20 protein-coding genes are annotated in these 22161 nt (G+C 67.7%); 17 read left to right on the top strand and 3 right to left on the bottom strand.

What is annotated here, in order from left to right; all coding sequences use genetic code 11:
* Positions 1-5 precede the first annotated feature (5 nt).
* Entirely contained in the window at positions 6-809 is an 804-nt protein-coding gene (locus FS787_RS11665; RefSeq protein ID WP_144672597.1) for an SDR family NAD(P)-dependent oxidoreductase, read from the top strand.
* Positions 810-820: 11 nt separating this feature from the next.
* Here the strand turns inward: FS787_RS11665 and FS787_RS11660 are convergent, their stop codons facing one another.
* Positions 821-1681 (bottom strand): 3-hydroxyacyl-CoA dehydrogenase family protein, encoded by an 861-nt coding sequence (locus tag FS787_RS11660; protein ID WP_144672596.1) that lies wholly within the window; start codon positions 1679-1681, stop codon positions 821-823.
* A gap of 184 nt (positions 1682-1865) precedes the next feature.
* Between FS787_RS11660 and FS787_RS11655 the strand changes: the two genes are divergently transcribed.
* The 7 genes from FS787_RS11655 (at position 1866) to FS787_RS11630 (ending at position 8995) form a co-directional block, all read left to right on the top strand.
* On the top strand, positions 1866-2921 hold the full coding sequence (locus FS787_RS11655; protein ID WP_144672595.1) for a zinc-dependent alcohol dehydrogenase family protein: 1056 nt from the start codon (positions 1866-1868) through the stop codon (positions 2919-2921).
* A 62-nt stretch (positions 2922-2983) separates the two neighbouring features.
* On the top strand, positions 2984-3688 hold the full coding sequence (locus FS787_RS11650) for a class I SAM-dependent methyltransferase (RefSeq protein WP_144672594.1): 705 nt from the start codon (positions 2984-2986) through the stop codon (positions 3686-3688).
* A gap of 99 nt (positions 3689-3787) precedes the next feature.
* Positions 3788-4105, top strand: coding sequence for a hypothetical protein (locus FS787_RS11645; RefSeq protein ID WP_144672593.1), 318 nt, complete (start codon positions 3788-3790; stop codon positions 4103-4105).
* A 9-nt stretch (positions 4106-4114) separates the two neighbouring features.
* Positions 4115-6808, top strand: a complete 2694-nt coding sequence (locus FS787_RS11640; RefSeq protein ID WP_144672592.1) for a PEP/pyruvate-binding domain-containing protein — start codon at positions 4115-4117, stop codon at positions 6806-6808.
* 60 nt (positions 6809-6868) lie between these two features.
* Positions 6869-7807: an alpha/beta hydrolase gene (locus FS787_RS11635; RefSeq protein WP_260982521.1), complete on the top strand. Its 939-nt coding sequence runs from the start codon at positions 6869-6871 to the stop codon at positions 7805-7807.
* Complete coding sequence (locus FS787_RS18150) at positions 7804-8007, top strand: hypothetical protein (RefSeq protein ID WP_260982520.1); 204 nt, start codon at positions 7804-7806, stop codon at positions 8005-8007. The genes FS787_RS11635 and FS787_RS18150 overlap by 4 nt, the downstream gene beginning before the upstream one ends.
* Positions 8008-8056: 49 nt before the next feature.
* Entirely contained in the window at positions 8057-8995 is a 939-nt protein-coding gene (locus FS787_RS11630; protein WP_144672591.1) for an alpha/beta fold hydrolase, read from the top strand.
* 16 nt (positions 8996-9011) lie between these two features.
* On the opposite strand, the gene FS787_RS11625 is transcribed toward FS787_RS11630, so the two are convergent.
* The gene (locus FS787_RS11625) at positions 9012-9755 is read right to left on the bottom strand and encodes a glycosyltransferase family A protein (RefSeq protein ID WP_144672590.1); all 744 of its coding nucleotides are present in this window, start codon (positions 9753-9755) and stop codon (positions 9012-9014) included.
* A 158-nt stretch (positions 9756-9913) separates the two neighbouring features.
* Between FS787_RS11625 and FS787_RS11620 the strand changes: the two genes are divergently transcribed.
* From FS787_RS11620 to FS787_RS11590, 7 genes are all read left to right on the top strand, one after another.
* Positions 9914-10117, top strand: a complete 204-nt coding sequence (locus FS787_RS11620; RefSeq protein WP_013599688.1) for a cold-shock protein — start codon at positions 9914-9916, stop codon at positions 10115-10117.
* 385 nt (positions 10118-10502) lie between these two features.
* Positions 10503-10601 (top strand): potassium-transporting ATPase subunit F, encoded by a 99-nt coding sequence (locus FS787_RS11615; RefSeq protein ID WP_116765591.1) that lies wholly within the window; start codon positions 10503-10505, stop codon positions 10599-10601.
* Between the two features lie 7 nt (positions 10602-10608).
* Positions 10609-12276: a potassium-transporting ATPase subunit KdpA gene (gene kdpA / locus FS787_RS11610; protein WP_144672589.1), complete on the top strand. Its 1668-nt coding sequence runs from the start codon at positions 10609-10611 to the stop codon at positions 12274-12276.
* Entirely contained in the window at positions 12273-14399 is a 2127-nt protein-coding gene (gene kdpB / locus FS787_RS11605) for a potassium-transporting ATPase subunit KdpB (RefSeq protein WP_144672588.1), read from the top strand. Before kdpA ends, kdpB begins: the two co-directional genes overlap by 4 nt.
* A 12-nt stretch (positions 14400-14411) precedes the next feature.
* On the top strand, positions 14412-15041 hold the full coding sequence (kdpC, locus tag FS787_RS11600; RefSeq protein WP_144672587.1) for a potassium-transporting ATPase subunit KdpC: 630 nt from the start codon (positions 14412-14414) through the stop codon (positions 15039-15041).
* A 12-nt stretch (positions 15042-15053) separates the two neighbouring features.
* Positions 15054-17729: a DUF4118 domain-containing protein gene (locus FS787_RS11595; RefSeq protein WP_144672586.1), complete on the top strand. Its 2676-nt coding sequence runs from the start codon at positions 15054-15056 to the stop codon at positions 17727-17729.
* Positions 17726-18400, top strand: a complete 675-nt coding sequence (locus FS787_RS11590) for a response regulator (RefSeq protein ID WP_144672585.1) — start codon at positions 17726-17728, stop codon at positions 18398-18400. The genes FS787_RS11595 and FS787_RS11590 overlap by 4 nt, the downstream gene beginning before the upstream one ends.
* 39 nt (positions 18401-18439) lie before the next feature.
* On the opposite strand, the gene FS787_RS11585 is transcribed toward FS787_RS11590, so the two are convergent.
* A complete protein-coding gene (locus tag FS787_RS11585) occupies positions 18440-19573 on the bottom strand; it encodes an acyl-CoA dehydrogenase family protein (RefSeq protein ID WP_395940344.1) in 1134 nt (377 codons plus the stop codon).
* Positions 19574-19838: 265 nt separating this feature from the next.
* On the opposite strand from FS787_RS11585, the gene FS787_RS11580 reads away from it, so the two are divergent.
* Together FS787_RS11580 and FS787_RS11575 are read left to right on the top strand one after the other, a co-directional pair.
* Positions 19839-21575, top strand: a complete 1737-nt coding sequence (locus FS787_RS11580) for an AMP-binding protein (protein WP_144672583.1) — start codon at positions 19839-19841, stop codon at positions 21573-21575.
* 36 nt (positions 21576-21611) lie between these two features.
* Positions 21612-22151, top strand: coding sequence for a MarR family winged helix-turn-helix transcriptional regulator (locus FS787_RS11575; RefSeq protein WP_144672582.1), 540 nt, complete (start codon positions 21612-21614; stop codon positions 22149-22151).
* Positions 22152-22161 lie beyond the last annotated feature (10 nt).

The raw sequence follows: 22161 nt of genomic DNA, 5'->3' as shown, positions 1-22161 counted from the left end.
CAGCAATGTCCAAAAGACTCGAAGGAAAAATCGCCCTCGTGGTAGGTGCCGGATCCAGCGCGCCCGGCATGGGCAACGGCAAGGCCACCGCCATCGCGTTTGCCCGTGAAGGCGCCACGGTGGTGTGCACGGACGTCAACGAGGCGGCCGCCAAGGAGACCGCGCAGCTGATCCTGGACGAGGGCGGCCGCGCACGGCACCTGGCCTTCGATGTCACCGACTCGACCGCCGTCGCCCAAGCGGTCGCCGGCGTCATCGCAGAATTCGGCCGGATCGACGGCCTCGACAACAACGTCGGCATTGCCAAGGTGGGCGGCGTCGTGGAACTGGACGAATCCGAGTGGGACCGCGTCCACGCCATCAACCTCAAGGGCCCCTTCCTCACCATGAAGCACGTCATCCCGCACATGGTGGCTCAGGGCGGCGGATCCATCATCAACATCTCCTCGCTGGCGGGGATCCGCTGGACCGGGGTTCCGTACGCCACCTACTACTCCTCCAAAGCGGCCCTCAACCACCTGAGCCGCACCACCGCCGCCGAATACGCCGCCAAGCACGTCCGGGTCAACGCGATCCTTCCCGGCCTGATGGAAACCCCGATGGTCACGGAATCCGCCGAACTGGCCGGAGCCTACGCGGACGGGCAGCGTGAGGAAATGCTCAGGAAGCGGCACGCCCAGGTCCCCATGGGCCACATGGGCACCGCCTGGGACGTCGCCAACGCCGCAGTGTTCCTGGCCAGCGACGAATCGGCCTACGTCACGGGCATCGAACTGCGGGTGGACGGCGGCATTTCGCTGGGTATCTAACCAACGCGGGGTCAGGCGTAGTCGTTGTAGAAACCGCGGCCGCTCCTGACCCCCAGCCAGCCCTTGGCAATGTATTCCTGCAGCATGGGGGCCGATTTGTTCTCAATCCCGGCCACCTCGCAGTAGTGGTTCTCGACGTCGAGGACCACGTCCAGTCCCACCTCATCCATAAATCGGAACGGCGTGATCTCGGACTTGAAGAGGTCGGCGAACAAGGCGTCCACGTCCTGCGGCTCCGCCACGCCTTCGGCCACGACCAGGAGCGATTCGCGCTTGATGGCCGCCCAGACCCGGTTGAAGATGAAGCCGGCACTCTGCTTGCGCACCCGGTGCGGCTTCAGCGCATATTTGGGCAGCTCCGCCATCAGCAACTCGATGATCCGCGGATCGGTGTGACCGCAGGACATCAGCTCCACCGAACGTACGTCCGGCGGCATATAGAAGTGCAGGTTCAGGACACGCTCCGGGCTGTTCACTCCCCCGATGAACTCGGAGGAAGCGAACGACGAAGAGTTACTGGCCAGCACGGCGTCCGGGGCCGCCATCTGGTCAAGGTCAGCGAAGATTGCCTGCTTCAGGCCAAGCTTGTCAGGAACCGACTCGACCACGAGCCACGCATCCCGCAGGGCGTCGACGAGATTGTCTGTCGCCGCGAGCCGCACCGCCGGATTGCCCCCGAGCTCCTCCACGGCGCGGTGGCGCTGGGTGGCAATATATTCGAGCGCGGCCCTGGCCACGGACAGGCTGGTGTCGTAGACGCGCACTTCGGCGCCCTGGAGCGAGAGCATCAGGGCGATGCGCCGGCCCAGGGTTCCGCCACCGATGACTGTTATGGGCCGGTCCGCGATGTTGGCGGGGAGCGCATAGGTCATGTCAGATCCTTTCAGGAGGCCGCCAACGCTGCGGCGGCCGGGCGGACGCTGTTCGTGCTGATGCCCTTGGCGATCAATACCCCTTGGCGATCAATACAAGGCCAGGACACCGGGCAAGCACAAGGGCCAGCCGGCAGGGAGGGCTAAACTCGGTCCAAGCCCGCCAGCAACCTCAGGAGCCTCCATGCGCGCCACGATCATCCACGCCCCCGGTGACATCAGGGTCGAAGACCGCGACTACCCCACCGTCCAGCTGCCCACCGACGCCGTGGTGAAGGTCACCGCGTCCTGTGTCTGCGGCTCGGACCTGTGGCCCTACCGGGGCGTGAAGCCCACCCGCAGGCCCACCGCGATCGGCCACGAATTCATCGGCACCGTGGAGAGCATCGGCGCCGGGATCACCGGCCTGGCGGTCGGCGACCTGGTCATCGCGCCGTTCGTGGTCAGCTGCGGGGCCTGCCCCCAGTGCCGCAACGGTGTCACCGTGGCCTGCGAGCACCTGGCCGGCTGGGGCGGCAAGGACGACACCGGGCACGTAATCGACGGCGGCCAGGGCCAGGCGGTCCGCGTCCCGCTGGCCGACTCCACCCTCGTCAAGGTTCCCGGCATCACCGAGCCGGATGACGCGCTCCGCAAGAGCCTGCTCACGCTCTCCGATGTGATGGCCACCGGCCACCATGCGGCCCTCGCCGCGAAAGCCGGCCCGGGCCGCACCGTTGTGGTGGTGGGCGACGGCGCCGTCGGACTCTGCGGCGTGCTGGCCGCCAAGCGGCTCGGGGCAGAGCGGATCATCGCGATGTCCCGCCACTCGGACCGGCAGGCGATCGCCCGCGAGTTCGGTGCCACCGACATCGTGGAAGAACGCGGCGCCGAGGGCGTCGCCAGGGTCCGCGAACTCCTGGGCGGAGTGCTGGCCGATTCCGTGCTGGAGTGTGTCGGGACCAAGGAGTCCATGGAGCAGGCACTGCACAGCACCCGCCCCGGCGGGGCGCTCGGCTTTGTCGGCGTCCCCACCGGCGGCGGCGAGGTCCCACTGCGCTACCTGTTCGACACGAACATCTCGATCGGCGGCGGCATGGCCCCGGCGCGGACCTACATCCCGGAACTGCTGGCGGACGTCCTCGACGGCAGCATCAACCCGGGCCGCGTCTTCGACGTCGTGATGCCGCTGGAGGAAGCGCCGGAAGCCTACCGCGCCATGGACGAACGCCGCGCCATCAAGGTCCTGCTGATGCCTTGACCAGGCCGTTAGGATCGGGCTGACCGTCCTGACCATTGGTGCTATCCCGGGAGCGAGGATCCGTGAAGCCGGACCACTATGACAGTTTCGCCGAGAGCTACTCGGCGGAGAACGAGTCCAGCCTGCTCAACGCCTACTACGAGCGGCCGGCGATGATCCGCCTCGCCGGCGACGTCGACGGCCACCGGATCCTGGACGCTGGGTGCGGCGCCGGGCCCCTGTCCGCGGCACTGAGCGCAAAAGGCGCGATCATGACCGGCATCGATGCCAGTCCCGCGATGCTCGAATTGGCAAGGCAGCGACTGGGCGCCACAGCGGACCTGTACGTGGCCGACCTCGGCAAGCCGCTCCCTTTCGACGACGGCTCCTTCGACGACGTCATCTCGTCCCTGGTCCTGCACTATCTGGAGGACTGGTCAGCGCCACTTGCCGAACTGCGGCGCGTGCTGAAGCCGGGCGGTCGCCTGATCCTCTCGGTGAACCACCCCACGGTCAGCGTGGTCACCCAACCAACCGAGGACTACTTCGCCATCCGGGAGTACTCGGAAGATTACGTGTTCGACGGCGAGCCTGCGGTGCTGACCTTCTGGCACCGGCCACTTCACGCGATGATCAACGCCTTCACGTCGGCGGGATACCGCATCGCCACCGTGAGCGAACCGGAGCCATCTCCAGACACACCGCGCGAACTCCTTCCGCCGCGCATCCTCAGCGGCGAGAAGACAGCGTTCCTGTCCTTCATCTTCTTCGTCCTCGAAGCAGCTTGAAGCCTCCCGCAGGGCCCCTCCTTCTGACCCTTGTCCTGTGACGGGCACCGGGTCTAGCGTGAAGCGCATCAGCATCCGCCGCCGCGTCGAGGAGCCGTCATGGCCAGGTTCGTGCAAATCATCGAATTCCAGACCGCCCGCATCGAGGAAATCGAGGCCCTGGGCCAGCCGTCCAGGACCGAAGGAAGCACCGCCCCGACGTTCCGCCGGATCCTCGCCACCGCGGACCGCGACCGCCCCGGGACGTATCTGACCATCGTCGAATTCGACTCCTACGAATCGGCCATGGAGAACTCCAACCGGCCGGAGACCTCCGACTTCGCCGCCAGGTTCGCGGCCCTCTGCGACGGGCCGCCGGTGTTCCGCAACCTGGACGTGATGTGGGAGGACGCCGGCGCCTCAACAGTGACCCCGTAGCGGCCCGCCATGGACCCGATGCAGAAGGCCCCGAAAGATCCTCTTGTGCTGGACCTCCGCGGGACCGGTGCCGCGCCCCTGCCGCTGGTGGGCGGCAAAGCCCTGAACCTCGGCAAGCTCGTGGCGGCCGGGTTGCCGGTGCCGCGCGGGTTCTGCCTCACCACCGCGGCCTATGACCTGGCGGCACCGCCCGGACTCGGAGCCCTCGCCGCCGACCTCGACGCGGCCGGGGCCGGAACGGCGGCCCCTGCGCCGGGCACCCTCGGCACCGTTGCCGGACAGGCCAGGAGGCTGATCGAGGAAGCGCCCATCCCGCCCGAGGTGGACGCCGCGGTCCGGAAAGCGTACAAGGAACTGGGCGGAACCGTTCCGGTGGCGGTCCGGTCCTCGGCCACGGCTGAGGACCTGCCGTTCGCCAGCTTCGCAGGCCAGCAGGACTCGTACCTCGATGTCACCGGAGCCGACGCCGTGGTGGAAGCCGTCCGTCGCTGCTGGGCATCGCTCTGGACCGAACGCGCGGTGGCGTACCGTTCCGCGAACGGGATCAGCAACCGCGACGTCGGGCTCGCCGTCGTCGTCCAGGTGATGGTCGACGCCGCGACGGCGGGGGTCCTGTTCACGGCAAACCCCGTCACCGGGAAGCGCACCGAAACGGTGATCAACGCGAACCCGGGCACGGGCCAGGCCGTTGTCTCGGGGGCCGTCAACCCGGACCAGTTCGTGCTGGAGACAGCTTCCGCCAAGGTGGTGCTGCATACGCCGGGCGGGACGGAACCCGGGCGGACTCCAAGCCTGGCCGGCCCGCAGCTCCAGGAACTCACCGCGCTGGGGGACGGCGTCCAGCGGCTCTTCGGGGCGCCGCAGGACATCGAATGGGCCATCGACGCCGGCGGCAGGATCTGGCTCACCCAGTCACGCCCGATCACCACGCTGTATCCGCTGCCCGAGCCCGCGCCCGAAGACGCCGCAGCCGGCGCCGCGGCCCCGACCCGGGTGTACCTCTGCGGCACCCTGTTCCAGGGGCTGACCCGGCCCATCACACCGCTGGGCCTGACCGTCCTTGAGCTGATGCGCAACAGCAAGGGACCCTGGCGGTACGTCAACCCCGGGCTGCGGATGTACGTGGACCTGACGGCCCTGGTCCGCAACAAGTCCGGCCGCGGCTACCTGCAGCGCATGCTCCCCCTGGCGGACGGCAGGTCCGGAGCCGTGCTTCCGGCGCTGCTGGAGGATCCGAGGTTCAGCATCGTTCAGCGCTCCTTCCTGGAATCCGTCCGCAACGCCGGGAGAAAGCGCAGCCGCCCGCAGCCGCCCCGGCGCACCGGCAACACCCGCAGCACCGAGCAGACCGCCAGCCTCGGGCTCATCCTTGGGCTCATACCGGGAATGTTCCGGCCCATATTCCGGCCCGCCGCTGAGCTGCGCCAGGCGCTGAACTACCGGAAGCGGCTCGAATCCGAGCTCGTCCTGGCCGAACCAGCCAGCGCCGCCCGCCGCCTCGAGCACACCGAACGGGTTCTTAGCCGGACCATCAACGGGCTGATCCAGGCCACCCTGCCGGGCCCGTCCGTTGGCTACATCATGCTGGCGGTGGCGCGCCGTCTCCTGCGCGGGATTGCGCAACCCCGCGAGCTGGAAGCCGTGCTCCGCGGGCTCCCCCATAACGTCACCACCGAAATGGACTTGGAACTCTGGCAGCTCGCCGTCACCATCCGCGACGATCCGGTCTCCCGCGGCGAGTTCCTGTCGAAACAGCCCGAGGAACTGGCCGCCGCCTATCTCGCCGGCACGCTGCCGCCCCAGGCCCAGTCCAGCGTGCGCGGCTTCCTCGCCCGCTACGGCCACCGCGCGGTCGCGGAAATCGACCTTGGCATGCCCCGCTGGTCCCAGGAGCCCGACCATATCCTCGGCATGATCTCCAACTACCTCCGCGTAGAAGATCCGGAGCAGGCCCCTGACCGCCAGTTCGCCCGGGCCGCCGAGCATGCGGAGGACCGGATACGCACCCTCGTCGAACAGGCGCGGGCCCGGAGCCTGTGGCGCGCACGGGCGCTGGCGCTGAGCCTGCGCCGCGTGCGGCAGCTCGCAGGATTGCGGGAACTGCCCAAGTTCTACATCGTCCTGATACTCGGCGAGATGCACCGGCAACTGCTGCGGATCGGCACCGAGTTGGCCTCGGCAGGCACTGTCGCGGCCGCCGACGACGTCTTCTTCCTGGACTTTGACGAGATCCGCGTCGGGCTGCGCGGGGCGGACCTGCACGGCATCGTCGCCGGACGCCGCCGGCTCTACAACACCGAATTACGACGCCGGCGCATCCCGCGGCTGCTGCTGTCCGACGGCACCGACGTCGAGGCCGCCATGATGGCGAAGTCTCCCGCGGCCGGCGGCCTGAGCGGCACACCGGCGTCCGCCGGTACCGCCACCGGCCGGGTCCGGGTGATCCTGGATCCGGTGGGCGCCCACCTGGAACCCGGCGAAATCCTGGTGGCCCCTTCCACGGACCCCGGCTGGACGCCGCTCTTCCTGACGGCAGGCGCCCTGGTGATGGAGATGGGCGGGGTCATCTCCCACGGGGCGGTGGTGGCCCGCGAGTACGGGATCCCGGCCGTCGTGGGCGTTCCGGACGCCACCACGCGGCTGCACACCGGCCAGACGGTCACTGTTGACGGGGCCGCCGGGACCGTCGCCGCAGAACCGTGACCTGGGGCCGTGACCCGGCGCTCACAGCTGTAGCACAGTTGTGCCAGATAGAATTGGGTGATGACCACACCGGGCCACCAGCCACGGCATCACGACTCGTCCTTCCAGCAACACACACAACGGCCACAGCAGTCCGGCGGCACGTTCGCCGTGGCCCGCAAGGCGAGGAACCTCCTGCGGCGGGTTCCGGTGTGGACCTGGCGGGTGTTGATGCACTCGGTGAAGGCCAGCGAGAACACCCGCTTCAACGTCGACCCGATTGCCGGCGTCGAGTACGTCCGCGACATTGATTTCGTAGGCGACGGCATCCGGGCGCACCGCCTCGACGTCATCACTCCCCGGCTGCCGAACGGCACTACAGCGCACGGCACTGCAGCAGCCGGCGCCGCCGATGCCGGCGCGCCGCCTGCGTTGCCCGTCTACGTGTACTTCCACGGCGGCGGCTGGACGTCCGGGGACAAAGCCTCGCTGACCAAATACTGCGCCAGCCAGGCCGCGGGAGGCATGGTGGCGGTCAACGTGAACTACCGGAAGGCCCCGCGTTTCCAGATGGCCCACGTCCTGGCGGACGCCAATGCAGCCCTGGCCTGGGTCCGGCAGAACATCGCCGGCTACGGCGGTGACCCGTCGAGGATCGTGCTGGGCGGAGACTCCGCCGGAGGCCAGATCGCGGCCCTCCTGACGGCGGCCAGCTTCCGCCCGGAACTGGCACGGCACCACGGCCTGACACCCTCCCTGCCCGCCTCCGACGTCAAGGGGCTCGTCCAGCACTGCAGCGTGGTGGACTTCTCGGTCTTCTTCGACAAGGGATTCGTGCTGAGCCTCAACTTCATCCGCATGCTGCTGCCCGGCCTCCATTCCGGGGCACGCAACCGCGGCATCGGCGGCAGGCTCGGCGGCCCTGGCAACGGGGCCAGCCACTTGGAGGCCCTCCGCAAGGGCGCAGGTTTCCTCCCCCGATCGAATGGCTGGATTCGCGCTTCCCGCCGGTCTTTGTGACCACCTCGGAGCGGGACTTCTTCTACGCCGCCAACATGAACTTCATTGCCCGGCTGCGCGAACATTCCGTCCCCGTGGACAGCCTGATCTACGCCTGGGACAGTTCGAACACTGAACACACCTGGCAGCAGAACTTCCGCTACCCGGAATCACAGGAAGTGTACCGCCGGCTCCACGCTTTCGTCCGCAAAGTGGCCTGAGCGGAGCCCCATCCGCCCGGCCGCATCCGGACCGGGCTATGTTTAGTCCATGGTGTCTGCCGACAGCAACGCCCTGAACGATCCGGAACCCGAGGGGTTCGGTTCAGCCCTGGTCGATGAAGCGGCCCGCCGGGACGCGGCCCTGCACAACGTGGTCTGGACCGCCCTGCCCGACGGCGCCGTGCGCGGGACTTTCGATGCGCCCAGCGGCACACTTGCCACCCTCACCATGGGCACACCCGGGAATCCCCGGGTGCTTCTGATACCGGGGGCCACCGGATCGAAGGAAGATTTTGTGCTGATGCTGCCCGGGCTCGCCGCTGCCGGGTACTACGTCCTGAGCTGCGACATCGCCGGCCAGTACGAATCCGCCGCGGCCGGCCCCGAAAACCTCGTGCCGCCCCGCGCCCATTACGACTATGACCTGTTCACCAACGACCTTCTCGCCATGCTCGACGCCGAGGACGGGCCCGCGCACGTCGTGGGGTATTCCTTCGCCGCGATCTTCGCCCAGCTGGCCTTCACCCGGCGCCCGGAAAAATTCCGCAGCCTCACCCTGCTCAGCTGCCCGCCCGAACCGGGCCAGAGCTTCCGCGGCGTCCAGCGCGTCGGGTGGTTCAGCGGCCTGATCGGGCCGCGGGTCGGGGCTGCATTGATGATCTGGGGCATCCGGGTCAACGTTGTGCGTGTCCCGCCCAACCGGATACGGTTCGTGAATTACCGGTTCCGCTTTACCCGCCGGAGCTCCGTGAGCGACATCGTCGGACTGATGCAGCACGCCCCGGATATGAGGGCAGAACTGGCCGCGGCGCCGCTGCCGAAGTTCGTCGCCGTCGGGGAACATGACCTCTGGCCGCTGGCGCTGCACCGCCGCTTCGCACAGGCCATCGGAGCGCGCATCGCGGTCTACCGGGGCGGACACAGTCCGAGTGAGACCTCACCGCACCAGATGAGCCGCGATCTGATCGCACTGTACAGGTCCTCGTAGCGCCGTTCAGATCTGCCTAGCCAGCGTGGTCACGTTCCCATTGCCGCCGCCGGCGGCGCCGGCGGAACGGGCCCTCCTGCGTGAATTCGACATTGAACGTGGTCCACGCCATCGACAGGCGGCGCCCGGCCGCGGCCCAGCCCGCCAGCGGCCGCGCGGAGACTTGCACGCGTAGCGTGGGATCGGCTATCACCTTCACGTCAGGCGGGATCTGGTAGGAAATATCCAGGTCGTCGTGAACCGGCGGAAGCCCCCGGTGGACGGAACCCCGGATCCGGCCCCAGACCTCTGAACGCAGCGCGAAATTCGAGCCGAACAGCGGCGGATGACCCAGCAGCCAGCCGATGGCCCAGAAATACCCGGGGATGTAGACGCTAGTGCCCACCCACCGGGCAAATCGGGTTTCGCCGTAAAAGTCGCCGGGACCGGACACAGCGGACAGCGGGCCCGCCGCCTCAAGGATTGCTTCGACCCGTTCCAGCCAGTCGGCCGGCGGGATCGAATCCGTGTCCAGCCGGGCGATCAGCTCGGAGCGGGCTTCGTCGAAGCCACAGGCCGTGGAGGCTGCGATGCCGGGGAGTTCGACGGCGATCCGCCGGGCGCCCGCGGCGGCGCAGACCTCGGCGGTGTTGTCCGTGCTGGCGTTGTCCACCACCACGATTTCGTCGGCCCGGCGGGTCTGGTCCGCGAGCGCGGCGAGGCAGACGGCCAGCATGTCGGCGTCGTTCCGGGTGGGGATAACCACCGAGATTGTTGTCATGGTGCCCCGACTATAGCCCCGGCACCTAAAGAAACGCCCGCGTTGGCCTCTTGCACCATGGCCCCCGGACCCGTAGGTTGGGCAACAGCGGACGAATGTCTCCGCAGCCGTTGGCCTCCGGGCCGCCGGAGATCAGCAGCATTTCAGAAGGATATGGCATGGCTACAGGCACAGTTAAATGGTTCAACGCCGAAAAGGGTTTTGGCTTCATTGCCCCGGATGACGGGTCAGCCGACGTTTTCGCCCACTACTCGGCAATCGCCAGCAGCGGCTACCGCTCCCTGGACGAGAACCAGAAGGTCGAGTTCGACGTCACCCAGGGCCCGAAGGGCCCGCAGGCTGAGAACATCCGCCCGCTCTAAGGACTCCGGATAGCAGCACCGGCCATCCGGCCGCCATGCTTTCCCCAACACCACAAACGCCCCCCGCGAGGATTTCCTCGGGAGGGGCGTTTGTCGTTTAAGAACCAGCCGACGGAAGCTCTGCAGCCTCCCCGAGGAGTATGCGTCAAGAATCCGTCAAGATCCGCCCTGTCGGCATCAAGGATCCGTTAGTCCCTGCGCTCTGGTCTCCCGGGAGGACTTGACTGGAGTTAGCCCCGCACACGGGGCGCAGAGGAAAGGAACCTGCAATGGCCGATGTGGCTGTTATCGGAATTCTCATGGTGTCCATGGGGTTCGTGATGTGGATCGGACACGTCCTGGCCGGGATGGTCGGCGGTGCCGAGGACCGGCCGGAGGGCGAAAGGTGAGCGCCGACGCGATCATGTGGCTCGTCCTGCTGATTGCCGGATTAAGCCTCTTTGGCTACCTCCTGGCGGTCCTGATCCATCCCGAGAAGTGGTGAGCGGATCATGACCTTCAACTACGCATCCTTCGTGGTCCAAGTGGCGGCGCTTCTCATTGTTCTGGCAGCCCTGCACAAGCCCTTCGGCATCTACCTGGCCCGGGTTTTCGAAGCAACCACGTCCACCCGGCCGGAGCGGCTGTTCTACCGGCTTGCCGGGATCGACGCCGGCACTGAACAGACCTGGTCGGTGTACCTGCGCAGCGTCCTGGCGTTCTCGGCTGTCTCCATTCTGGCCGTGTTCGCCCTCCAGCGGCTGCAGGGCATCCTTCCGGGCAGCGGTTCCTTGCCGGGAGTGGACTCATGGGTGGCGATGAACACCGCGATTTCCTTTGTGACCAACACGAACTGGCAGACCTACGTCCCGGAGACCACGGTCGGCATTTTCGTGCAGATGTGTCTGCTCGCGGTGCAGAACTTCCTCTCCGCCGCCGTCGGCATCGTCGTCGCCGTCGCCCTCATCCGCGGCATCGCCCGCACCAGGACGCAGCGGCTGGGCAATTTCTGGGTGGACCTGGCCCGGACGTCGTTCCGGATCCTGCTACCGATTGCGTTCGTCGCGGCAGTGGTGATGGTCCTGGGCGGGGTGGTGCAGAACTTCTGGCCCACCGACGTCACCAACCAGGCGGCGGGAATCAGCCAGAGCATCCCCGGAGGGCCGGTCGCGTCCCAGGAGGCCATCAAGGAGCTCGGCACCAACGGCGGCGGGTACTTCAATGCCAACTCCGCCCACCCGTTCGAGAACCCCAATGCCCTCATCAGCCTCTTCGAGGTGTTCCTGCTCCTGCTCATTCCCTCGGCTCTGCCCTACGCCTTCGGCAGGATGGTGGGTGACCAGAAGCAGGGCTACACAGTGGCCGCGGTGATGGGCACTCTGTGGCTGGCATCGGCTTCGCTGATGGGCTGGGCCGTGGCTTCCGGCCAGGGAACAGCCACGGCGGCGGCCGGCGGGCTGGGCGAGGGATTTGAACAGCGCTTCGGTCCGGTGCCGGGCGCGATCTTCGCCGCGTCCACCACCCTGACCTCCACCGGCGCCGTGAACACCGCCCACGATTCCCTGCCGCCGCTGGCCGGCGGCGTGGCCATGGTGAACATGATGCTTGGCGAGGTCGCCCCCGGCGGAACCGGTTCCGGGCTCTATGGCCTGCTGATCCTGTCCATCATTTCCGTCTTTATCGCAGGCCTAATGGTCGGGCGCACCCCGGAATACCTGGGCAAGAAGATCGGCCCCACGGAAATGAAGCTCGCTGCCATGTACATCCTAGTAACTCCCACCCTCGTGCTCGCGCTGGCCGGCATCACGGTCCTGCTGCCGGGGATCTTGGCCAACGCCCCGGCATCAGGGCCGCACCAATTCAGTGAAGTGCTCTACGCCTTCACCTCGGGGGCGAACAACAATGGCTCCGCATTCGGCGGCATCACCACCTCCGGCCCGTTTCTCTCGGTCGCGATGGGCCTGGCCATGCTGCTGGGCCGGTTTCTGCCCATCGCGCTGGTCCTCGCCCTGGCCGGCTCCCTCGCCCGGCAGGGCAGGATTCCCGCCTCGACCGGCACCGTCCCCACTCACGGCCCGCTTTTTGGCGGTCTGCTGCTGGGCGTGACAGTGATCCTGACCGCCCTGAGCTACTTCCCGGCCCTTGCCCTCGGCCCCCTCGCAGAAGGACTCCTGAAATGACGCCGTCCAGCACGGACACCGCCGCCGCCACCTACGCCGACGGCAACCCCCTCGGCACCCCCGGCGAACACAAACACCACACCAAGGCACCGGCCAAACTGACGCTCGGGTCCGTCGCCGCCGCACTGCCCCTCGCGGTCCGGAAACTCTCCCCGCGGCAAATGATCCATTCCCCGGTCATGTTCACCGTGCTGGTGGGCGCCGCCCTGTGCACCGCGATCTCGGTGTACCGGCCCTCCGTGTTCGGCATCGCCGTCACCGCCTGGCTCTGGCTCACCGTCCTCTTCGGCACCCTGTCCGAATCCATCGCCGAGGGACGCGGAAAGGCCCAGGCCGACAGCCTCCGCGCCAGCCGCAAAGGTGTCCAGGCCCGGCTCCGGCAAGCCGACGGCACCGCCAAAGAGATCCCCGGAACGGAGCTGCGGCGGGGCGACGTCGTGATCTGCGAAGCCGGGGATGTCATCCCCTCGGACGGCGAAATCATCGAGGGCCTGGCCAGTGTCGACGAATCAACCATCACCGGTGAATCAGCCCCGGTGATCCGCGAATCCGGCGGCGACCGGTCCTCGGTCACCGGCGGCACCCGGGTGCTCTCGGACCGGATTGTCGTCCGCATCACGGCGGAGCCGGGACAGACGTTCATCGATCGGATGATCAAGCTGGTGGAGGGTGCCGTCCGGCAGAAGACGCCCAACGAAATCGCGCTCCACGTGCTGCTGGTGTCCCTGACCATCGTCTTCCTGGCTGTCACCATGTCCCTTGCCCCGTTCGCCGCCCTGGCCGGCGCCACCCCGTCCCCGATCGTGTTGGTCGCCCTGCTGGTCTGCCTGATCCCGACCACCATCGGGGCCTTGGTGCCGGCAATCGGCATCGCGGGTATGGACCGCCTGGTTCAGCACAACGTACTCGCCACGTCCGGCCGCGCCGTCGAGACCGCAGGGGATATCACCACCCTCCTGCTGGACAAGACCGGGACGATCACCTATGGCAACCGCCGGGCCGTCAACTTCTTCCCCGCCGGCCATGTGGAGAGGACCCGGCTCATCGAAGCGGCCCGGGTCTGCAGCCTGGCGGATGAAACCCCCGAGGGCCGGTCCATCGTGGACCTCGCCGCGGACAAGGGCGTCACCGGATCCGATTTGGTCACCCTCGAACGCAGCTCCGGCGACTTTGCCGTGGTACCTTTCAGCGCCAGCACGCGCATGAGCGGACTCGACCTTGACGGGCTGCAGATCCGCAAAGGCGCCGCTTCCACGGTGGCTGCCTTCGTTGCCGAATACGGCGGCCACACCCCGGCGGAGGTCGAGCACCGGGTCGAGGAAGTCTCGGCGCAGGGCGGCACCCCCCTGCTGGTCGCCCAGGTGGGCAAGGACGGCCGCGCGGAGATCCTGGGAACCATCCATCTGGCCGACGTCGTCAAGCCGGGCATGCACGCCCGCTTCGCCGAACTGCGGCAAATGGGCATCCGGACTGTGATGATCACCGGTGATAACCCCATCACCGCCAAGGCGATTGCGGCCGAGGCCGGGGTGGATGACTTCCTGGCCGAGGCGACCCCCGAGGACAAACTCGCGGTCATCAAGAAGGAGCAGGCCGACGGGCGCCTCGTGGCGATGACCGGGGACGGCACCAACGATGCCCCGGCGCTGGCCGCGGCGGACGTCGGCGTCGCGATGAACTCAGGCACCCCGGCCGCGAAGGACGCCGCCAACATGGTGGATCTTGACTCCGACCCCACCAAACTCATCAATATCGTCGGCATCGGCAAGCAGCTGCTTATCACCAGGGGCGCGCTGACCACCTTTTCCGTGGCGAACGACGTCGCCAAGTACTTCGCGATTGTTCCGGCCCTGTTCACTGCGGCCTTCCCGGGCCTCGGGCTGCTGAACATCATGGGCCTGGCCACGCCGGCCTCGGCGATCCTGTCCGCAGTGATCTTCAATGCCTTGATCATCGTGGCCTTGGTACCGCTGGCCCTGCGCGGCGTGAAGTACCGGGCCGTGTCCGCCAACCAGGCCCTGAGCCGGAACCTGCTGGTCTACGGGCTCGGCGGGCTGATCGCCCCCTTCATCGGCATCAAGATCATCGACCTGATCATTTCCCTCATTCCCGGAATCGGCTAGGAGCACGCCCTCATGAACACCCTCACCGGCTATCTCCGCCAGGCAGGAACTGCCCTGCGGTTCCTCGTCCTCGCCACCCTTGTCCTCGGCCTGGCCTACCCGCTGGCCGTCTTCGGCGTCGGACAACTGATTGCCCCCTACCAGGCCAACGGCTCGATCATCACTGACGCCGCCGGCGCCCCGGCGGCGTCCGCCCTGATCGCCCAGGCCAGCGCCGATGACAGCGGCGCCCGGGATCCGCGGTGGTTCCACGCCCGGCCGTCGGCCGTCATGTGGGACCCAGCGTCATCCTCTGCCAGCAACCTCGGCCCCAACGAGCCCAAGCTCATTGACGCCGTCACCGCGAACCGGTCCGCCGTCGCCGCCGCGGAAGGCATCAACGAGTCCGAGGTTCCGGCCGACGCCGTCACGGCAAGCGGGTCCGGGCTGGACCCGGACATCTCGCCGGAATACGCCAGGCTGCAGGTGGCCCGGGTGGCGGCGGCGCACGGCCTGGACACCAAGGCCGTGGCGTCGCTGGTGGACCGGCACACGAGCAGCGGGTTGCTCGCTTTCCTGGGCCAGCCGTCCGTCAACGTGACATCGCTGAACCTGGCGGTCGCTGAGGCCTCGCACGCGTCGCAGCCGGCACAATCCGAGTGAGAGAATGACGGCATGGCACGTGGAACGCTGCGGATTTTCCTGGGGGCCGCGCCCGGGGTCGGCAAGACCTACGAGATGCTCGAAGAGGCGCACCGGCTCGGCAAGCGCGGCGAGGACGTCGTCGTCGCCCTTGCTATGGACCACGGACGCAGCGAGACGCGGGCGCTGCTGGAGGGGCTGGAAGTCATTCCCCCGAGGCGCATGCCCTACCGGGGCACCGAATTTGAGGAAATGGACCTTGACGCCGTCCTCGCCCGGGCACCCGGGACGGCGATCGTGGACGAGTACGCCCACTCCAACATCCCCGGGAGCCGCAACCCCAAACGCTGGCAGGACGTCGACGAGCTGCTCGACGCGGGAATCAACGTCCTGTCCACCGTTAACATCCAGCACCTGGCATCGCTGGGTGATGTCGTGAGCGCGATCACCGACGTCCACCAGGCGGAGACAGTACCGGACGACGTCGTCCGCCGGGCCGATCAGATCCATCTCGTCGACATCTCCCCCGAGCTGCTGCGGCAGCGCCTGGGCGACGGAAAGATCTACGCCCCCGAGAAGATCGACGCGGCACTCTCGAACTATTTCCGTCTGGGCAACCTCACCGCGCTGCGGGAGCTGGCGCTTCTGTGGCTGGCCGACCGCGTGGATGAGGGCCTCGCCAAATACCGGGCCGAGCAGGGTATCGAGGAAAGCTGGCCGGCCAGGGAGCGGATCGTGGTGGGCCTGACAGGCGGCCCGGAAGGGGAGGTCCTGATCCGTCGGGGCGCCAGGATCCTCAACCGCGTCAGCGGTGGCGACCTGCTGGCGGTCCACGTGCGGGCCGCGGACGGTGTCGCCAGCGAATCCCCCCAGGCGCTCGAAGCCCAACGCCTCCTGATCCAGGACCTGGGCGGCAGCTATCACATCGTGACCGGTGAGGATCCGGCCGGGGCCCTCTTGGACTTCGCCCGCAGCGTCAACGCCACCCAGATCGTCGTCGGCATCTCGCGGCGCAAGAAGATCTCCGCGCTGCTGGGAAACCTGCTCGGCGGCGGCGTCGGCACCCGGGTGGTCCGCGATTCCGGCGACATCGACGTCCATATGGTTTCCCACCCGCTCGGCGGGCATGGCACCCGGCCGTCCCGGCAGCGGGATCTGGGCCGCGTCCGGGTGACGGTGGGATTCATTCTGGCCGTGCTCCTCCCGGCCGTGCTGCAGCTCCTGCTGCTGGCTCTCAACCCGGACCAAAACATTGCCACGGCCGTGCTCGTCCAGCTCAGCGGTTCCGTCGTCGTGGCCCTGATCGGCGGGCTCTGGCCGGCGATCCTGGCCGCGCTCTGGAGCAGCCTGCTGGTGAATTACTTCTCCACCCCGCCGGTCGGGAACCTCACCATCAGCGATCCGCAGAACCTCCTCGCCCTGCTGGTGTTTGTGGGTGTTTCGGCAGCCGTGGCGGTGGTGGTCGACATGTCGGCCCGCCGGTCCAAGGAAGCCGCCCGCGCCCGCGCGGAAGCCACGACCCTCAGTGATCTGGCCAGGAGTGCAGCCGGCGCCGACGATATGGTCCTGGCCCTCCTGGAGCAGGCGCTGGGGGTCTTCCAGGTCCGGGGGGCCGCCATCTTCAGCCTCGCTGATTCCCCGGGCGACGGGGCGGCTCCTGGCGCCAACGGGCGGAAGTGGAGGCTGCTTGCCGCAGCCGGGGACCTTGCCGCGGGCGAGACAGAAGGGGGCGGCGCCGAGGGCGGGAACATTGAAGAGATCGACCCATCTACCCGCCTCGTGCTCTTCGGCCGGATCTTGCCGGCGAGCGACCGGCGGCTGCTGGGGGCCTTCGGCGTCCATCTGAACGCGCAGCTGGAACGCCAGCAGCTCGTGGCCAGCCGCCGGCAGATGCTGCGCCTCGCCGAAAGCAACACCATCCGAACGTCCATCCTCCGTGCTGTCTCCCATGACCTCCGCACGCCGCTGGCCGGAATCAAACTCGCCGTCGGCGGCCTGCGCCACGACGGCGCCCGGTACACCCCCGACGAACAACAGGAGCTGCTCGCGACCATCGAGGAATGCTCGGACCGGCTGGACGGCCTGGTGGGCAACCTCCTGGACATGTCCCGAATCAGTGCCGATGCCGCCCACCCCCTGCTCAGGCCCGTGCGCTGGTACGACGTCATTCCGGACGCCCTGCGTGCCGTGCCGGAGGGGCGTGTCCGGGTGGAGCTGCCCGCCAACATGCCGGAGGTCGACGCGGACCCCGGGATGCTTGAGCGCGTCGTTGCCAACGTCGTCGAAAACGCGGTGAAGTACGCCCCCGATTCGGACATCGTCCTGGTTGGCGCCGGGGGCGGCCTCAGCCCGGTTACCCTCGGGGGCCGCCCGGCAGGAGAACTGCGCATCATCGATCACGGCCGGGGAATTCCGGCAGAGAGGGTCGTGGAAATGTTCCGGCCGTTCCAGCGCCTGGACGACGCCCCGCAGACTACCGGCATCGGCTTGGGCCTGGCCGTGGCCAAGGGGTTCACGGACGCCATGGGCGGAAGCCTGACCGCCGAAGCAACACCGGGTGGCGGCCTGACCATGGTCATCCGGCTCCCGCTGTCCACCGGCGTGCCTTTCGAGGCGCGCCGCCAACAGGCCCCCCTGGAGCCGCAGTCGGCTATGGACCGGCGGCGCCACACCATACCGCTCAGTGCGACCGGACCGGACGCCGGATGACGGCCGTCCTGGTGGTCGACGACGATCCGCATCTGCTCAAGGCCCTGCGGATCACACTGCAAGCCCACGGCTACGATGTGACCACCGCGGCGGACGGCCATTCGGCCCTGCTGGCGGCCACCCAGCACCCGCTGGCACTAGTCATTTTGGATCTCGGCCTGCCGGACTTGGACGGCACCTCCGTGATCCGGGAACTCCGCACCTGGAGCCGGGTGCCCGTTCTGGTGCTGTCCGCCCGCCACGGTTCCGAGGACAAGGTAGAGGCCCTTGACGCCGGAGCCGACGACTACATCACGAAGCCGTTCGGCCTGGATGAACTCCTGGCCCGGCTGCGTGCGCTGCTGCGCCGCAGTACCGACCCGGATCAGGAACCCGTAGTCACGACAGATGCGTTCACCGTGGACCTGGAAAAACACCGTGTCACGCGGGACGGCCAGGACATCAAGCTCACTCCGACCGAATGGAAAATGCTCGAAGTGCTGGTCCGGAATCCGGAGAAACTCGTCACCCAGCAACAGCTCCTGTCCGAGGTCTGGGGTCCGGCCTACGCGAAGGAAACCAACTACCTGCGCGTGTATATGGCCCAGCTCCGCCGCAAGCTGGAACCGGAGTCATCCAGCCCGCGGCACCTTGTCACCGAGGCGGGGATCGGTTACCGGTTCCTGCCGTGATGCGGCCCGGGGCGCAGCGGCCCGGACCCGGGCCCGGCCCTACACGAACGCGGACTTGCCGGTCACGGCCCGGGCCACGATCAGCGAGTTGATCTCGTAGCTGCCCTCGTACGTGTACAGGATTTCGGCGTCGCCAAAGAGCTTGCCCATTTCGTAGTCGCTGCTGATCCCGTTGCCGCCCATCAGCGAGCGCCCCATCGCCACCGACGCCCGGGCAAGCCGGGTGGTGGTGGACTTGGCCATCGCGGCCTGGACCATCTCAAGCTTGCCGTCCTCCTGGATCCTGGCCAGCTGCGCCATCAGCGACAGGGAGGCGGACGCGTTGCCCAGGATTTCGGCCAGCTGCTGCTGGATCAGCTGGAAGCGTGCCAGTTCCTTGCCGAACTGCTTCCGCTCCAGCGAGTAGGAACGCGCGACGTCGAACGCGGCCAGCTGGATGCCGGCCGCCTGCCAGCCCACCCAGGCGCGCGAATCGCGGAGCAGTTCGTTGGCCTTGGAGAAGTCCGTGGCGCCCGGGAGCAGGTTGGATTCCGGGATGCGGACCTCGTCCAGCACGATGTCCGCGTTCTGCATGATCCGCAGCCCGATCTTGTTCGCGATCTTGGTGGCGGTGTAGCCGGGACGGTCCGTCTCGACGATGAAGCCCTTGATCTGCTGGTCCGCCACATCCCGCGCCCAGACCAGGGCGAAGTCCGCAATGGTCCCGGCGCCGATCCAGCGCTTGGCGCCGCTGATCACCCATTCACCGCCCTCCAGCCGGGCCGTCGTCGCCAGCCCGCCGGCGATGTCGGAACCATGGTCCGGCTCGGTCAGCGCGAAGGCGCCGATCTGGGTCAGGGCCGTCAGGCCAGGGAGCCAGCGTGCTTTCTGCTCCTCGGAGCCGAGCTGGTCGATCATGCCGACGATCAGTTCGTTGTGGATCCCCACAAGGGCCGAGAGGGACACATCGGCCCGTGCCACCTCGACATACATCAGTCCCTTGAACAGCTTGGAGGTGCCGTCGGTCTGCAGGCCGCCCAGGCCGTACTTGCCGAGTTCGGCGAGCAGCCCGAAGGGGAATTCCTCGCGGTTCCAGTAGTCGATCGATGCCGCCCGGATCCGGGACTGCAGGAAATCGCGGATTTCCTGGTAGCGGGCCTGCTCCGCCGGAGGCAGCAGATCCACGATGTACATCAAGTCGGCGTCCGGGAAGGGCGGCGCCGCCACGCTTTCCAGCGCTGATTCGCCCCCGGTGACCTTCTGTCCGCTGGCACGTCCTTGTGGCTGCACGGGCATGTATCCCTTCGTAGTGAACCGTTCATGAACCGGTCCGGTTCTTCCAAACCCTTGGATGTCCTAGTATATTGCACAGTGATGGGGATCACTAGATAACGGTGGATCTCCGGGCAACGGCGCCGGGCCTGAAACGGCTGCGCCACCAGACGTCGAAAGGTGCACCATGACAGTCACTGAGGAATTCCGCGCAGCACGCGACCGGATGCTTGAGCTCCGCACGGACTACGAGGCGGCGCGCAGCGAATTCCAGTGGCCGCGTTTTGAGCACTTCAACTTCGCCCTGGACTGGTTCGACCAGATCGCGGCGGACCCGGCCAAAGCCGGCAAACCGGCCCTCGTCATCGTCGAGCAGGACGGCTCCGCCACGCGGCGCAGCTTCGCAGACCTTTCCCGGCGCTCCGCCCAGGTGGCCAACTGGCTGCGCGGGCAGGGTGTGCGGCGCGGCGACCGGATGATAATCATGCTCGGCAACCAGGTGGAACTCTGGGAACTGATGCTCGCCGGGATCAAGCTGGGCATCGTCATGATCCCCACCACCACCCTGATGGGGCCGGCCGACCTGAAGGACCGCGTGGAGCGCGGCGGCGCGAACTGGGCCGCCGTCGGAAGCGCCAATATCGGGAAGTTCGCCGAGGTCCCGGGAGACTACACACTGATCGAAATCGGTGCCGCGGCCGCCGATGAAAACGCCTTGCAGTACGCGGACTCTGCCGCTTCGGGCGAAGAGTTCGCGCCGGACGCGCCCACCCTGGCCGACGACACCCTGCTGCTCTATTTCACCTCGGGCACCACGTCCAAGGCCAAGCTGGTGGAGCACACGCACACCTCGTACCCGGTAGGCCACCTGTCCACCATGTTCTGGATCGGGATGGAACCCGGCGACGTGCACCTGAACGTGGCCTCCCCGGGCTGGGCCAAGCACGCGTGGTCCAACGTGTTCACCCCGTGGATCGCCGAAGCCTGCGTCTTTATCTACAACTACGAGCGCTTCGATGCCAAGGCGCTCATGGAGCAGATGGACCGCGAGTCGGTCACCAGCTTCTGCGCCCCGCCCACGGTGTGGCGCATGCTCATCCAGGCCGACCTGACCCTGCTCAAGAACCCGCCCACCAAGGTGGTGTCCGCCGGCGAGCCGCTCAATGCCGAAGTGATCGACCAGGTCCAGCGCGCCTGGGGCCAGACCATCCGCGACGGCTTCGGCCAGACCGAATCCACCGTGCAGATCGCGAACACCCCGGGCCAGCCGATCAAGATCGGCGCCATGGGCAAACCCCTGCCGGGTTACGACGTGGTCCTCGTGGACCCCGCCACCGGGGCGGAAGGCGACGACGGCGAGCTCTGCCTGCGCCTTGACCCCCGCCCCGCCGGCCTGATGAAGGCCTACTACGGCGACCCCGAGAAGACGGCGGACGCGTTCCGCGACGGTTATTACCACACGGGCGACATGGCAAGCCGGGACGAGCGCGGCATCATCACGTACGTGGGCCGCGGCGACGACGTCTTCAAATCCTCCGATTACCGGCTCTCCCCGTTCGAGCTGGAAAGCGTGCTGATCGAGCACCCGGCGGTGGCCGAGGCCGCCGTCGTCCCCTCCCCGGACGCGGTCAAGCTCTCCGTGCCCAAGGCGTTTGTGGTCCTGGCCGCCGGGCACGAGGCCGGTCCGGAGCTGGCCGAGGACATCCTGCGCTACTGCCGCGACCATCTGGCACCGTTCAAGCGGATCCGCCGGCTGGAATTCGCCGAGCTGCCCAAAACGATCTCGGGCAAGATCCGGCGCGTGGAGCTGCGGCACAGCGAAGAACTGCGCCACGGCGGCGGGACGGTCCCGGCGGGTCTCGGCACGGAGTACTCCGAAGCGGACTTCCCGGGGCTGAAAAGCCCGGCCGAAAAGCTAGGCTGAACCCCATGAAACTCAGGACGAGAAGCTGGGGGTACCGTGGCAACGCCCCTGCCGCGTGATCCGATCGCCGACGCCCGGCTGAACTGGGAACGGCACGGCTGGTCCGACGTCGCCGCGCCCATGGCCGCCATCACCGCCATCATGCGGACCCAGCAGCTCCTGCTGGCCCGGATCGAGGGAGTCCTGAAGCCGTTCGGGCTGACGTTCGCCCGCTACGAGCTCCTCGCCCTGCTGAGCTTCGCCCGCAGCGGCGCGCTGCCCATGAACAAGGCCAGCGCGCTGCTGCAGGTCCATCCCACCTCGGTGACGAACGCCGTCGACCGGCTCCAGCAGGCGGGGCTGGTCCTCCGCTCGCCGCACCCCACGGACGGGCGCACCACCCTCATTGAGCTCACCCCGGAGGGGCGGACACTGGCCAAACGCGCGACGGCGGCACTCAACTCCGAGGTGTTCGCCCAGTCAGGCTTTGCAGAGCAGGATGTCGACCAGCTGATCCGTATCCTGGGCACTTTCCGCCGCAATGCCGGCGACTTCAGCGACGAACCCGCCCGGGCTGAATGGCCGGACCACCACTGACCGCCCGTCA

It is taken from the genome of Arthrobacter sp. U41 (genome assembly GCF_007679325.1).
Lineage (GTDB): Bacteria > Actinomycetota > Actinomycetes > Actinomycetales > Micrococcaceae > Arthrobacter.
Note: the sequence above shows the minus strand (reverse complement) of the source record. Positions and strands in the feature narration are given on the sequence as shown.